Source organism: Oceanibaculum indicum P24 (assembly GCF_000299935.1).
Taxonomy (GTDB): domain Bacteria; phylum Pseudomonadota; class Alphaproteobacteria; order Oceanibaculales; family Oceanibaculaceae; genus Oceanibaculum; species Oceanibaculum indicum.
On record NZ_AMRL01000044.1, the window covers coordinates 1 to 14,514 of the forward strand.

The following is a 14,514-nucleotide window of genomic DNA, read 5'->3' on the forward strand; positions in this document are numbered from 1 at the left end:
GGGGCCAGAACACCGCTTACCGCCTTGCGCAGCAGCGACCACACCGTGTTGGGGCTGATCCGGTAGCCGCGTTCTGGAGGTTCTCCGCCAGCGCGGTGAAGCTCTCCCCGCCCAGGACCACGGCGGCATGTTCCCAGCCGCTGTAGGCCAGGACAAAATGGTAAAGGCCGATGCGCGAGCGGCTGCCCCCCGATCGTCACGCCCAGCTCTCCGGCATCGGTAAAGTCGGACAGGGCCATGCGCCCCGGCTCGGGCGTCTGTCGGAAGATCACGTCGCGCTCGGGCCCGTGCAGGGCGCGCCAGCCGCAGACACGCCGCTCAAGCGTCCGGCGCACACGGTCATCCGGGAAGGATTCGGGATCGGTCAGCTGAAGGTGCCGCATCAAGGTGACGGCCTGAACGACGGGATCGCGCTCGAGGATCGGCAGCAGAACCGGCTCCCATACCGCCACGAGTGGATCAGGCACGGTGCGGCTCCGGGCCGGCTTGCGTTGGGAGGGAGGGCGCGGATCGCGCTCGATCCGGCGGGCGGTGCGTTCGCTGAAACCCGCGCGGGCGGCAGCGACACGCTGGCTGTGATTAAGACGGTCAGTCATGTCGACTCTCACTTGCTGGTCGGTGACGGGTTTGCCCGGCACGGTCGGATCTCCGTTTGGCTTCAGAGAATGCGACCCTACCGGCCCGCAGCGGCCAGCACCTACTCCCCGAAGAGAGCCGCGCCGGTGGCCCCAGTCTACGGTCGGGCTACGCCCTCCCTTCGCCTGGGACCACCGGCCACCTTGGTTGACGCCGTCGGCCAACTTTGTTGTCGCTCATCAACAGCCTTTCAGCACGACCGATTCCATTACGTCGGGCAGGCCGCCACATTGATCGCCAGTACACCGCAGATCAACCAGACCAGAGTGTTGCCGAAAGTGTGATTCTGGCCGGTCCGGGCGACCTGCGGCGCGAGCACAAAAAGTCCGCGAATCAAGGCGATCTAACTCGTCGAATCGCCGGCAGCGTTTCTGCTGGCGCACGCTGAACTGTGCCACTCTTTGCGCGCCGCTTCGTGATGCCGATCTGGCGCGAAATCGCTATCCTAATCGTCGCTCCGCGATGCTTGATTTTGCTCAGTTATGCCAGCTCCGCCGCGACTTCACACATCGTTCTGCCGGCTTATAGCCGCTCCCGTATGTCTCCCCTCAATGCGTCGATCAGTTCGCCCAGCTCCAGGGGCCGCGTCGCCGGTCGGTCGGACAGCGCCGAAAATTTTGACCTGATCTGCTTGATCTGCCCATCCGCGCAAACTTCCCGCGCGATCTCATCGCTCCATTGATATGCGGATTTCATCGAATGCATGCTTCGCAACATGAGCCAAAACGAAAATAAAATGAATGTATAAATGGTGCAACAGTATAAATCCGCAAATGGACAGCTGTACCCGGTGCGGTCTACGCGGTGTGCGGCAGGCCCACCTCGATCTTTTTAGCCTAAGCCGCCCCATCCCTTCCTTTTTCCGGCCATTGTGAGCCTTTGGCGAGCATCTTGATTAACATAAATTTCAATCTTGTTTCTCCCTTTTAAATCATTGCCATAAAAAATAATCAGAAGGAATAAATTGGGGGGGCAGGATAGTAGTTTGTATGCCAGAAATTATATCCGGGGCCGGATCGGATCCTCAGCTCCAGCTGCAGATGATGGAACGCGCGATAGACGGAGAGGCGAAGCGCCTTGGTGGCGTTTTTGACGGCACTCAGTGCGGTGACCGCACGGCAGCAGGCCAGCATCTTCAGGCGCACGATGACGCTTTGCCGGAAGAGGAAAGGGCGTGCGGTTTGAGCGGCTCCTGGTGCGCCTGCCGCTCGAAGATCGAGTCATCCTGCAGGACGCTGCAGCCGAGGCCGGAATCACCCTTGCTACCTATGTGCGCGAACAGGCGATTCGATCGGTCGCGTCCGGATTTTTCGCCACGGCAATGCGAAGAAGCTGACGCTCGCTGACGAATATCTACATGCGTCCGGGCACGCGTTGCTGGCCGTGATAGTACCCTCGCTGGCTGCGGATTGCAGCCCTTTCTCGTTCTGCTAAAATCAATCCTCCTGGGTAGGTTGAGGTGTGATGTGGTCTCGGAAATTCGGACAGGTTGGCGGCGAAGTTAAGCTCATCTCCATTGTAATTATGCCGCCAGTTTGGTCACCCGATCATGGGGGCATGCCCCCCATGATCGGATTCGCCGATCCGCCCATAGGCCTCTGCCGGGGTTCGCCCGGCGAGACCGGAGTGCGGTCGCTGGGTGTTGTAATAGGCGATGCACCGGGCAAGACCAGCGCGCAGCTCCGAGCCGGTCTCGAAGGCGTGGAGATAGACGCACTCGTATTTGAGAGATCGCCACAGCCGCTCGATGAACACGTTGTCCATCCAGCGGCCTCGGCCGTCCATGCTGATGCGCACCTCGTGACGTGAGCCCCTAAGCTCACCCAGCTGAGAGCAGAGTCCTTTCGTCATTTGGCCCTTTTGGGCTGGATGATGCAATGGGAGGGAGCGCGGTGCCCCCCAGTTGCTCAAGCGCTCCCTCCCATTGCATGCGTGGAGCGTTGAGGCGGGCGTAGATACCTATGTCGCCACCTGGAAGGGATTCGCCTATGTCGCCTTCGTCATCGACGCCTATGCCCGCAAGATCGTTGGCTGGCGTGTCAGCACCTCGGCGCATGCCGGGTTCGTCCTCGATGCCTTGGAACTAGCTGTCCATGAACGCCGTCCGGCCAAGGGCATGGGCCTGATCCATCACAACGACAGGGGCAGCCAATATCTGTCCATCCGCTACACCGAACGCCTGGCGGAGGCGGGCATTGAACCCTCGGTGGGCAGCGTCGGCGACAGCTACGACAACGCGCTGGCTGAGACGATCAACGGCCTGTTCAAGGCAGAGGTCATCCACCGCCGTGGCCCCTGGCGCAGCTTCGAGGCGGTCGAATACGCAACCCTCGAATGGGTCGACTGGTTCAACAACCGCCGTCTCCTCGAGCTAATCGGGAACATCCCGCCAGCAGAGGCCGAGGACAAGTTCCACACGGCAATTGACACCCAACCCATGGCCGCATAACTATCGAAAACCAGCCTCCAGCAAACCCGGCGCGATTCAGATGACCTACCAATTCACATGCGGAATAGCCGCAATTGGCGGAGCCATCACAGGTAACAAATTCTGAGATTTCAGCCCGGTTTCCGAAAGTTTTGCAGGCAATAATCCGCTCAGGCCGCCGCGCTCTTTTCCGGCTGACCAATGAGTTTCTGGAAGTCCACCATCCTGATCGCCTCGATCATCAGCCGCAAATCCCCCGAGACGGCTTCTTCAGTATCTTCCTCATAAGTTTTCGTCATGGCGGAGCCGCGATTCGCCCAGTTCCAATCATCCACCGCTTCGTGCCCCATGAGTAGCGATCGAACGCGGGGATCGATGCCATGGGCTTTGAGCTTGGTCGCAAAACTGTGTCGTAGCGCATGATTCTTTGCCCCCGTATCGCCGATTCCGATCGCATTAAAATACCGGCTGATCAGCTTGCCTACCGGCGCGGATGGTGACGCTGCATTGGCTCCCCAACCGCGCGGGAAAAGTCGTCCATCCGTGCTGGTTTTGCGTTTCTCCTCCACAAACTCGATGAATCCGCGCCGCAGGATTTCCGGGTGAATCGGCACAGGCCGCCGCGATGTTTCGGTCTTGACAGACCGGCCTTCGCCTTCCTCGATTCGCAGGAACCAGTGATTGTGGTCGGCGAGGAAAATGACGTCTTCTGTCCTGGCCTGGGCGATCTCACTCAACCGCAGACCATTGAACAACTCAAACAGTGGCAGCCAGAAAAGTTCGTCCTTGATGATCACGCTGCCGGGCTGCGTGCGCCGGCCAGCCGACCGGCAGCCTGCATAGACGGGCGAGGTGAGAAGGGCGCGGATTTCACCTTCACTGATTGCCCGCCTCGCCTTCAGTCGGGCGCGCCGTGCTGGCGGTTTCTTGCCGCCGAGGCCTTTCAACGGATTTTCCGGCGCATAATCATTTGCGACGAGCCAGTCCCAGAATGCTGAGAGCGCGGAGATATGCCGGTTCAACGTCTTACCGCTAATCGGAGTGTCGCCCAGCTGCTGACCCTTCTGGATCAAGGCATCGCCGCGAAGTCCCTTATAGGCCTTGGCCTGACCGTAGCCCGACGGCAATTTCAGAAGCTTCGCCTTGAGTCCGACCATCACGGCTCGGCTGTAATCGTACGGCGGAAGATCGCCAAGAAAATCCGCCATCATGGACAGGCTTTGTCGGGTCTGGATTCGCGTCTTTTCACTCCAGTTTCCGAATCGAGAGCGCTCGGTTTCGTACTCCTCGAAGATATCCATCACGCTCCGGCTGGCAGTCGCGGCCTGCCGCTTTGCGGTTGCCGGGCGTTTCCGCCCGTTTGCTGCCGATGTTGCGCCATTGAGGCTGGCGGGGTCGGATTGGAAGTCAGCTGGTGTATCGGTCTGGCTGGCCTCCTGATTTGCGTGGCGTGGGTGTCTCGGCCGCGCTCCGAAATCCACAAGACCCTGCTCGATCAACGCCCGGGTCGGCAGGATTGTATCCGACAGTTCCGGCTCTGCCCCGTCTGTGCCTTCCAGCCGCGCCGCCATGGTCCTGAAGGCTTCGCGCTCGCCCCGGTGGATCAGTTTCTGGACCTGCTTCATGACATGGGCACTGTATGGGGGCTTGTAGCCACTCAGTCCCAGAAGCTCGGTTGCCCATTCGGCCGTCCGCTCGTTCTCGGCGGCGGCCAGGTAGGCGCGATGGGCATCACGCACGCCATCCTTCATGTCCTTGATTAGTTCGTTGGCATGGGCCGCTTCGATGAAAGGGTCGGCGGTCAGCTCGTTTTCCATCCAGACGAGTCGCGCCGTCAGATAATCGCGCAGCAGCGCCTGAAGCTCGGTGGGTTTCAGATAGGTCGTTCCGGCAGCCATCAGCATCGTATCCGTAAGGTAGGTCAACCAACGCGCCCTGGGGACGGCCTGCCGGCGATCCTTAGTACGCAGGCTCAATTGTACAATGAAATCAGGAAAATGCCGTGCCGGATCGGCGGGCATGCGGCGGCGCCACCAATAGGCCGCGCCACGCCGGTGCAGATGCTGGATTTTCCTCATTGTGATACACCTTAGTGCTACAGCAGCATCAAGGCCTGTATCACACTGAAAAGTTCAATATTTTCAAGTGACTGAAGGAAAATGGCTGGGGGACCTGGATTCGAACCAGGGTTGACGGAGTCAGAGTCCGATCAGGGGTATTTCCCTTGCCCATAAGCGTTATCATAAATATAATAATAACAACGCATTAGTTTTCATGTAACTTCCCGCTTATTCCGCTGTTTTCGCGCCGTCTGTGATCCCTGTGTGATCCAGTACGGCAGCGAAAATCGGCAGGAATCCAAGGATTAGACGATGCCCGAACGCATAACAGAAGCCCTGATCAGGCACATTACCACAGATGGTGCCCGGCGGATGATAGCCGATAGCGAGGTGCGTGGCTTCTATCTGAGAGTTGGGACGGCGGGTGACACGAAATATCTCTTCCGCTATCGCCTGGACGGCCAGCAGTACACCTACACCATCGGCGGGCCAGAAGCGCTGACCGCCGCCCAGGCCCGGGCCGAGGCGCGAAAGCTGGCGGGAATGGTCGCGCGCGGAGAAAACCCGGCAAAGCTCAAGCGTATGCGCCGCGAGGCCGCGACCTTCAAGGAGCTTGCGCAGGATTATCTGGAGATCGCACAGGGCAAGAGAAGCTTCAGGGATGATGTCAGCAAGATCGAGCGCGTCCTGCTGCCGGCTTTCGGAAAACGGAAGGTCGCGGAGATCAACACGGGCGACGTCAGGGGCTTGTTGGCGCGGTTGAGGCGGGATGGGCTGAAGAATTCGACGGTCAATCGCTACCGCGCTCTGGTCAGTGCCATGTTCACGCTGGCGGTTGAGCATGAATGGATCGAAAAGAACCCCGTCGCGCGCGTCGAGACATTCCAGGAAAACAACAAGCGCGACCGCTGGCTCACTCCGGAACAGTTGGCCACCCTCATAGTGGCCCTGGATGCCGAGCCCGCGAATGCCGCAAATTGCATCCAGATGATGTATTTCACCGGCCAGCGGCGGGGCGATGTGATGTCCATGCGCTGGCAGGATGTCGATATCGTCAATCGCCGCTGGAGGATACCAAGGCCGAAGTCAGGAGTATCACACACGATCCCCCTCAATGACGGCGCTGTGGCAATCCTGGAGCGACAGCGGAGCTTCCGGCATGTAGGCAATGACCATGTCTTTCCGGGGCAGAAGCAGGGAAGTCCGATCCGTACCGTGCAGCAGGCCTGGGACAGGGCAAAACAACGCATCGGCCTGGTCGATTTCCATCTGCATGATCTGCGGCATACCTTTGCCAGCCACGCCATCGCTAAACAGGTTGACCTCTACACCTTGTCGAAGCTGCTCGGGCACAGCGACGCAAGAATGACCCAGCGCTATTCGCACCTTGCCGATGACGCGTTGTCGCGGGCATCTTCCGCGGCGATTTCGTCAGTTTGGCCTACACAGAAGGAAGAATAGAACCGTGATTCCAGCTTTCAGTGCGCTCGACCCGGAGATGTTGCTCACGACTGATCAGCTTTCCCAGTACCTCCAGATCAGCGTCTCGAGCCTAAACAAAGCAAGGATGGAGCCGGGTAAGGGGCCCAGGTTCATCAAGGTGGGCGCCAGCGTTCGCTATCGCGTCGGTGATGTACGTGCCTATCTGGACGAGATGAGCCGGCGATCGGTGCGCGTGGCCATGGTGACGGCTCTCAGTGACGATGACCTGCCGGATCCGGAGGAGATCGATGCGTGGCTGCGTGGCGAGGAATGATCGGAACGGTCAACGCGGGCATGGCGCTCTAGCCTGAAAGGAATTGACGCGCCTTCTCCGACCGTTCGAGCGCCTGATCCAACCGGTCGCGCCACCGTGGCCCTCGGGAGCGCGCATCCTCATAGGCTTCGGCTAGCTCATCGGGGCGGTCCTGACTCAGCACGTCGAGCAGGAACTCGGCCTGAAGCACGTCCTTGCGCGCCTTCATCGCGTCACCTTGGCCCTGCCGCCGTTCAGAGACGATCAGCTTGTGGATCGCAAACCTTTCCGGGCGGGGGATCTGCACCAGCACGCCGCTGCGGTAGATGACGGCCGCTGGGATTGGTTCGGCAATGAGGTAGTTGAAGTGGTGGAGGGCCTGCGCCTCCACGCCGGGGGCCGCCAGCGGGCGCCTTCCTTCTTCCGCGTCGAAGGCGGGCGTCAGGAACTCGACAAGTTGGCCGCCGCTGCTCTGCTGCCAGCGCCATACCTTCTCAGGCTCCATGGCGGGGACTGGTGCGAAGTCGAAATCCGTCAGCACGCCGGTAAGTGGCGGTGAGGTGATATCCTCAAGGGCCAGCGACAGGCGTTCGAAACTCGCGATATCGATATCCGCGGTTTGCGCCAGCTGATCCAGGCTATAGCGCACGCCGAGCTCGCCCTCATACAGGCGGAAGGCGTGCGTTCCCGCAATGGTGCCGCCGAGCCGGAAGACACCGGCCTTGGCCATTGCGGCGAGCAGGCTGCCAGTTCCCGCATCCAGGCTGAGGAATCCTTCCGCGCGAAGCAGCCGGACGAGCCGGGTCCGCTCTTTGCGCCTTGCTTCGCTTTGCTCTGCCAGAAGGCGATGCCGGTCTATCCGTTGCCGAAGCGCCTCGCTGTCTTCGCCGATATAGCGCTTGTGAACAGAAGTGCCGACACGGAAGCTGTCGTACCAATAGCCGCGGCCATTCCGCTTCAGCAGCGTCGGCGTGCCTCGCAGCTCCGATACGGCGTCGTCCAGCAGCGACCGCAGCAGATCGTGATAGGCCGCGTGGGCAATGGCAGAGTGCCGATCGGTCATAGGCAGCCAATATGCTCAACAAAGATATATTTCGTTGAATACATCATATGCTCAACGAAAATCAAGTTTGTTGAGCACATACTCTTCCATCTCCACGGATCCGGCTGGGATGCGTCCCAATTTTGTTGCCCGCGCTCAGCTGCAGCAAATGGCGCGAATAATCTCCGCAAACTCTACGGAGATTATCCCTGGCAAATGCGGAGATTGCTGGCCATAATGACCGCAAGGAGTGCGGATATTATGGCCTATATTCATGAACTGGCGGAATGGCCGGAGTTCCGCTGGGACCACAAGGTTCTGGCGGTCACACTTGCAGCTGTCCGACATCGTCAAGGGCGTCTGATCGGCCGCATGGAGGCACTGGGTTTCGACCTGCGCAGGGCAGCGTCACTCCAGACCATGACCGAGGAGGTCCTGAAGTCCAGCGAGATCGAGGGCGAAATCCTCGACCGGGACCAGGTGCGCTCATCCATTGCCCGGCGCCTGGGCATGGATATAGGTGGGCTGGTCCCGACGGATCGGGACGTTGAGAGCGTTGTCGAGATGATGCTCGATGCCACCCAGAACTACGATTTGGAACTGAGCGACGAACGCCTGTTCGGTTGGCACGCGGCGCTCTTCCCGACAGGACGCAGTGGGATGCAGCGGATTAAGGTCGGTGCGTGGCGCGATGACACATTGGGGCCGATGCAGGTGATCTCGGGGCCGGTCGGGCGCGAGCACGTTCACTATGAAGCGCCGAAGGCGGCGCGCGTTGCTGGCGACATGCAGGCTTTTCTTGACTGGTTCAACGGCCAGGGCGTGCTCGATCCCGTGATCAAGGCAGGCATTGCCCACTTGTGGTTCGTTACCATCCACCCGTTCGAGGATGGCAACGGCCGCATCGCACGCGCCATCGCCGACATGCAGCTGGCACGCTCGGAGCAAAGCCCGCAGCGCTTTTACAGCATGTCCGCGCAAATCCGGCAGGAGCGCAATGCGTACTACGACATTCTGGAAAGCACGCAAAAGGGCGATCTCGACATCACCGCGTGGCTGACCTGGTTTCTCGCCTGCCTGTCGCGGGCGTTCGACGGCGCAGAAGATATTCTCTCGGGCGTGCTCAGGAAGGCGCGCTTCTGGGAAAAGCACGCTGGCGATTCCCTGAATGAGCGCCAGCGCGTCATGCTGAACCGGTTGCTCGAGGGATTTGAGGGCAAGCTGACTTCGTCGAAATGGGCAAAGATCGGAAAATGTTCACCGGACACGGCGCTGCGCGACATTACCGACCTGCTGGAGCGCGGGATACTGGTCAAGGACATGGGAGGGGGGCGCAGCACCAGCTATTCACTGAATGATCGCGACGATCAGGTCGCCGTCAGCTGAGCTTCGCCATCAAGACCGCGTCAGAGCACTTGTCAAACACCCAACCTCAATCCAAGGTCCCACCAAATCAAGCTTCGGGTGGATTTATCCAAGGGCCCGTTCCAAGGATCCGGCCAGGAGAGCGCCCGAACACTGCCTGCATCCCCCTGGAACCTTGTTTACCGTTCTAGGACTTCCAAGGGGATATCTAACGGGAGAATCCCCGCCAGGGCTTGACCTTCCCCTTGCGGGAACCCCTATCTACTCATGGAGTTGGCCGGAAACGGCCGTTGCAGGAACGCAGGAGGCGGGTATTCGCTGGCGCCGGGCCATCGCAATCGTGCTGATTGCCGTATTGAGCCTCTGGTTCAATGCGGATATGCGCTTGTGGGCGGCAGGATTCGACCCGGCCGGCCAGGCGCAGGGCACCGAAGCGCATTCTGCCGGCGGCCATGCCCTGCACGGCAATGTTGCCGCGCATCCCCAGGGGCATCACCATGGCGGGGAGCCAGAGGGCGATGGCCAGGGCAACATCACGCTCGATCACAGCATCTGCTCCGCGCACTGTGTGCCGGCGGTCATGGGTCTTGCTGCACAGGCCATGCCCCCGCAGCATTTTGATCGCGTTGCGATTTCTCGCTTGCCAGGCCCGCCTGGCCATCGCGCCGACCCGCCGCTGATCCCGCCCGAATACCGGACCTGAACACCGACACGCTCGCATGACCCGCCCCCTGTGACCGGGCGACCGGACGTCATGCCATTCAGGATCTGTATTCGAAGGATTTATCCATGCGTAGCTTTAAAACCACCGCGTTTGCCGCGGCGCTGACGGCGTCCGTCCTCATGCCGCTCGCCCCGCTTCAGGCTGCACCAGGCCATTCCGGTGGGCATAGCCATGGCCACGGGAGCGCCGCCATCGGACAGCCCGGCAAGGCCGCCGAGGCCAGCCGGACCGTCACCATCGTCATGGGCGACAATTACTACGAACCGGAGCGGATCGAGGTGTCCGGCGGAGAGACCATCCGCTTCGTCGTGCAGAACAAGGGCGAGTTCCTGCACGAGTTCAACATCGCCACGCCGGAGATGCATGCCGCGCATCAGAAGGAGATGGCGGTGATGTTCGAGCACGGCATGCTCACCCCCACCTCCATCGACCGCGAGATGATGAAGATGGATCATTCGAAGATGGGCATGTCGCATTCCATGCAGCATGACGACCCGAACAGCGTGCTGCTGGAGCCGGGCCAGTCGGGGGAGATGATCTGGAAGTTCCCGTCCTCGGGCACGCTGGAATTCGCGTGCAACATTCCGGGCCATTACGAGACCGGCATGGTGGGGGCTGTGCAGTTCCGCGCCGGTTCGGCCCGGAAGTGAGGAGGCGGACATGAACAGCATCATTTCTCCTCGGATCAGCCGGCGGGACGCGCTGAAGCTGGCTGGCGCCGCTGGCCTGGCCGGTACCGTGTCGCTCTATCCGGGGCGGCGCAGCTTTGCCTCGGCCGACAAGGAGCTGCAGCTCGCCGTTGAGGCCAAGCGGATCGTGGTGGACAGCGTGGAAAGCAACGCCATCGCCATCGGCGGCTCTGTGCCGGCGCCCACCCTGCGCTGGCGCGAGGGCGAGGAGGTGGTCATCCAGGTGACCAACCGCCTGCCCGAGCCGACCTCGATCCACTGGCACGGGCTGCTGATCCAGGGCGTCATGGATGGCGCGCCGGGCTTCAACGGCTATGAGGCGATCCGGCCGGGCGAGACCTATACCTACCGCTTCCAGCTACGCCAGGCGGGCACCTACTGGTACCACAGCCATTCCGGCCTGCAGGAACAGCAGGGCATGTATGGCGCCATCATCATCGAGCCGGCGGGGCGCGAACCGGTGCGCTATGACCGCGACTATGTCGTCGTGCTGTCCGACCACACGCAGGAAAATCCACGCACGGTGCTGCGCAACCTGAAAAGCCAGGAAGGCTATTACAATTACGGCAAGCGCACGCTGATCGACTTCTTCCGGCAGGCGGAGAGGGATGGCTTCAACGCCGCCCTCAAGGACCGGCTGGAGTGGGGCGACATGCGGATGGACCCGACCGATCTGGCGGACGTCACCGGCTATGCCTTCCTGGTGAATGGGCGCGGCCCGCAGGATAACTGGACCGGCCTGTTCGAGCCGGGCGAGCGGATCAGGCTGCGCTTCATCAACGCCTCGGCGATGAGCTTCTTCGATGTCCGCATTCCGGACCTGCCGATGACGGTGATCGCCGCCGATGGCCAGTTCGTCGTGCCGGTGCAGGCGCACGAGTTCCGCTTCGGCGTCGGCGAGACCTATGACGTGATCGTCCGCCCCCGGGTGGATCGCGCTTTCACCATCATGGCCGAACCGCTGGACCGGTCGGGCTATGCCCGCGCCACGCTGGCGCCCCGGCCCGGCATGGAGGCGGAGATCCCGCCGCTGCGCCCGCGCGCCATCCTCGCCATGTCCGACATGAACCACGGCGCCATGGGCATGGATCACGGGACGATGGATCATGGTGCATCAGGACATGGCGCGATGGGGCATGGTGCTATGGGCCACGGTACGATGAATCATGGCGCGATGGGCCACGGATCATCCGGCGGCGGGCATGGTGCCCATGCCGGCCACGCCATGGCCGCGCCCGTCCCGGCGACGGACGGCGCACCGCCTGTCGGCTGGGACCAGGCCGGCACGCTGCCCGGCGAGAAGGCGCTGTCCTATGCCGATCTGAAGGCCTTCGCCAGGAATGCGGATGACCGTGAACCCGGCCAGGAGATCCTGGTCCGGCTGACCGGCATCATGGAACGCTATATCTGGACGCTGAACGGCCGGAAGTTCGAACAGGGCGAGCCGGTCCGAGTGGCCTATGGCGAGCGGGTGCGCATCCGCTATGTGAACGAGACCATGATGGCGCATCCGATGCATCTGCACGGCATGTTCGTCGAGCTGGAGAATGGCGAGACTGACCGCCGCCCGCTGAAGCATGTGGTGATCGTGCCGCCGGGCAAGGAAGTGTCGGTCTTGCTGACGGCGGATGAGCCAGGCGACTGGCCGTTCCATTGCCACCTCATGTACCACATGGCCTCGGGCATGATGACGCGCTTCATCGTCGAGCGGCCAACGGCGGATGCCAGCGGAAAGGGCCGGGCATGAGCAGGGCACTGAAGCGCGGCCTCGCCGGTCTGGGCCTCCTGCTGGCGGCCTCCGGGCCGTCGCTGGCGGCCGACGGCCACGACATGCTGTTCGGCAGCCTGTTGGTCGATCAGCTGGAGCATGGCTGGCGCGATGGCCACGACACGGTGGAGTGGAAGGCGCAGGGCTGGATTGGCGGCGATTCCGAGAAGCTCTATCTGAAGACCGAAGGCGAGTATGTCCGGGACGACACGGTCGAGAAGGCGGAAGTGCAGCTGCTCTACAGCCGCATGATCGCCGATTTCTGGGATGTCCAGGCCGGCATCCGGCATGATTTCCGGCCCGACGATCCGTCGCGCACTTATGGCGTGTTCGGGTTCCAGGGGCTGGCGCCCTATGTCATCGAGGTCGATGCCTCCCTGTTCGTCAGCGAGAAGGGCGATGTCTCCGCCCGGTTCGAGGCCGAGCATGACATCCTGATCACCCAGCGGCTGATCGCCCAGCCCAAGCTGGAGGTCAGCGCGGCCCTGCAGGAGGTCGAGGAACTCGGCATCGGCTCCGGCCTCAACGATATCGAGCTGGGCTTCCGCGTGCGCTACGAGATCACGCGGAAATTCGCGCCCTATATCGGTGTCTCCTGGAGCCGCAGCCTCGGCAACACGGCGGATTTCGCCCGCGCCGAGGGGGAGGATGTCGATAATCTCGCCTTCCTGACCGGAATCAGGTTCGCGTTCTGACCGGGTTGCACACGAAAGCCGGCGCCTCGTAAAGGGGCGCCGGCTTCTTTTTTTGCGCCCATTTCTTGTACTGCAACCCTGGCATTCAGAAATTGCTGATATGTCAGCTTGACCTTCCCAACGCTGGAAGCCCGACCTTGGTGGAAATGGAAACACTGCACGTTCTGCTGCTGCCACCCGCAGCCTGAAAAAGCTGAGGCGTGACAGGACTCCAATCCGACCAAGAGGTACTGACATGGACCATCACGGCCATCATCATGATCACGGCGATCATTCGCGGATCAAAGACAATGGCGCTTTGAGTGCTATCGACCCGGTTTGCGGCATGCAGGTTGACCCGCATGCGACGAAGCACCGTGCCGCACATGCGGGGCACACCTTCTATTTCTGTTCGGTGCGGTGCCAGGAAAAATTTGTCGCGGCGCCTGAGAGCTTTCTCGGCGATAAGCCTGCCGAGAAAGAGACGGATGCCGGCGCAATCTATACCTGCCCGATGCATCCGGAGATCCGTCAGGTTGGGCCAGGCAGTTGCCCGATCTGCGGCATGGCGTTGGAACCGGCGGAGGTCTCGCTGGAGGATGGCCCAAACCCCGAACTCGCCGATATGTCACGCCGGTTCTGGATCGGCCTTGTGCTGACCGTTCCCGTCTTCCTGCTGGAGATGGGCGGTCACCTGACCGGGCTGTCGCATCTGATATCAGCGCAGACATCGAACTGGGTGCAACTGGTCCTGGCGACACCGGTCGTGCTCTGGGCAGGCTGGCCGTTCTTTTTCCGGGGCTGGCAATCGGTGGCAAACCGGTCGCTCAACATGTTCACCCTGATTGCCATGGGAACCGGTGTCGCCTGGCTGTACAGCATCGTCGCCACTCTGCTGCCCGGCATCTTCCCTGAAGCCTTCCGCAATGCCGAAGGGGCGGTTGCCGTCTATTTCGAAGCGGCGGCAGTCATCACCGTCCTGGTGCTGTTGGGACAGGTGCTGGAACTGCGGGCGCGGGAGACGACGTCCGGTGCCATCAAGGCGCTGCTTGGCATGTCGCCGACTACCGCGCGTCGCTTGTCGGAAGATGGTGCCGAAGAAGAGGTCGAACTGGATCATGTTCAGGTTGGTGATCGGTTGAGAGTGCGTCCGGGCGACCGGGTTCCCGTTGACGGGCTGGTTCTTGAGGGCGGTTCCAGCGTCGATGAATCGATGGTGACCGGTGAATCCATGCCGGTCCGCAACCAGCCGGGTGACAATGTCATCGGCGGGACGATCAACGGCCAGGGCAGCTTCGTCATGCGGGCGGAAAAGGTTGGCCGCGATACGATGCTGGCGCAGATCGTGCGCATGGTATCCGAGGCGCAGCGGTCGCGCGCGCCGATCCAGCGG

General features: G+C 61.5%; 11 protein-coding genes and 3 pseudogenes. 10 read left to right on the forward strand and 4 right to left on the reverse strand.

All coding sequences use genetic code 11. From position 1 onward, the window contains the following. Positions 1-596: pseudogene (locus P24_RS20575) on the reverse strand (hypothetical protein); the annotation flags it as partial. Between the two features lie 1,214 nt (positions 597-1,810). On the opposite strand from P24_RS20575, the gene P24_RS20220 reads away from it, so the two are divergent. Then, a complete protein-coding gene (locus P24_RS20220) occupies positions 1,811-1,972 on the forward strand; it encodes a hypothetical protein (protein ID WP_156816380.1) in 162 nt (53 codons plus the stop codon). Positions 1,973-2,158: 186 nt separating this feature from the next. Here P24_RS20220 and P24_RS18465 read toward each other — a convergent pair. Further along, positions 2,159-2,433, reverse strand: a pseudogene (locus P24_RS18465) (integrase core domain-containing protein); the annotation flags it as partial. 160 nt (positions 2,434-2,593) lie between these two features. On the opposite strand from P24_RS18465, the pseudogene P24_RS18470 reads away from it, so the two are divergent. Next, positions 2,594-3,085, forward strand: a pseudogene (locus P24_RS18470) (IS3 family transposase); the annotation flags it as partial. A 149-nt stretch (positions 3,086-3,234) separates the two neighbouring features. On the opposite strand, the gene P24_RS18475 reads toward P24_RS18470, so the two are convergent. Next, positions 3,235-5,142, reverse strand: a complete 1,908-nt coding sequence (locus P24_RS18475) for a site-specific integrase (RefSeq protein WP_008946273.1) — start codon at positions 5,140-5,142, stop codon at positions 3,235-3,237. Positions 5,143-5,436: 294 nt separating this feature from the next. Between P24_RS18475 and P24_RS18480 the strand changes: the two genes are divergently transcribed. Together P24_RS18480 and P24_RS18485 are read left to right on the forward strand one after the other, a co-directional pair. Next, the gene (locus P24_RS18480) at positions 5,437-6,585 is read left to right on the forward strand and encodes a tyrosine-type recombinase/integrase (RefSeq protein WP_008946274.1); all 1,149 of its coding nucleotides are present in this window, start codon (positions 5,437-5,439) and stop codon (positions 6,583-6,585) included. Between the two features lie 4 nt (positions 6,586-6,589). Further along, entirely contained in the window at positions 6,590-6,880 is a 291-nt protein-coding gene (locus tag P24_RS18485) for a helix-turn-helix domain-containing protein (protein ID WP_008946275.1), read from the forward strand. Between the two features lie 28 nt (positions 6,881-6,908). On the opposite strand, the gene P24_RS18490 is transcribed toward P24_RS18485, so the two are convergent. Beyond that, the gene (locus tag P24_RS18490) at positions 6,909-7,922 is read right to left on the reverse strand and encodes a nucleotidyltransferase family protein (protein ID WP_008946276.1); all 1,014 of its coding nucleotides are present in this window, start codon (positions 7,920-7,922) and stop codon (positions 6,909-6,911) included. A 240-nt stretch (positions 7,923-8,162) separates the two neighbouring features. Between P24_RS18490 and P24_RS18495 the strand changes: the two genes are divergently transcribed. From P24_RS18495 to P24_RS18520, 6 genes are all read left to right on the forward strand, one after another. Beyond that, a complete protein-coding gene (locus tag P24_RS18495; RefSeq protein ID WP_040708456.1) occupies positions 8,163-9,287 on the forward strand; it encodes a Fic family protein in 1,125 nt (374 codons plus the stop codon). A gap of 319 nt (positions 9,288-9,606) precedes the next feature. Continuing rightward, the gene (locus P24_RS18500) at positions 9,607-9,969 is read left to right on the forward strand and encodes a hypothetical protein (RefSeq protein ID WP_040708449.1); all 363 of its coding nucleotides are present in this window, start codon (positions 9,607-9,609) and stop codon (positions 9,967-9,969) included. Positions 9,970-10,055: 86 nt separating this feature from the next. Then, positions 10,056-10,640, forward strand: a complete 585-nt coding sequence (locus tag P24_RS18505) for a cupredoxin domain-containing protein (RefSeq protein WP_008946279.1) — start codon at positions 10,056-10,058, stop codon at positions 10,638-10,640. A 10-nt stretch (positions 10,641-10,650) separates the two neighbouring features. Then, positions 10,651-12,426, forward strand: coding sequence for a copper resistance system multicopper oxidase (locus tag P24_RS18510; protein WP_008946280.1), 1,776 nt, complete (start codon positions 10,651-10,653; stop codon positions 12,424-12,426). Then, on the forward strand, positions 12,423-13,142 hold the full coding sequence (locus tag P24_RS18515) for a copper resistance protein B (RefSeq protein ID WP_008946281.1): 720 nt from the start codon (positions 12,423-12,425) through the stop codon (positions 13,140-13,142). The genes P24_RS18510 and P24_RS18515 overlap by 4 nt, the downstream gene beginning before the upstream one ends. A gap of 235 nt (positions 13,143-13,377) precedes the next feature. Next, positions 13,378-14,514: HAD-IC family P-type ATPase (locus P24_RS18520; protein WP_008946282.1), on the forward strand; the 1,137-nt coding region annotated here is incomplete at its 3' end.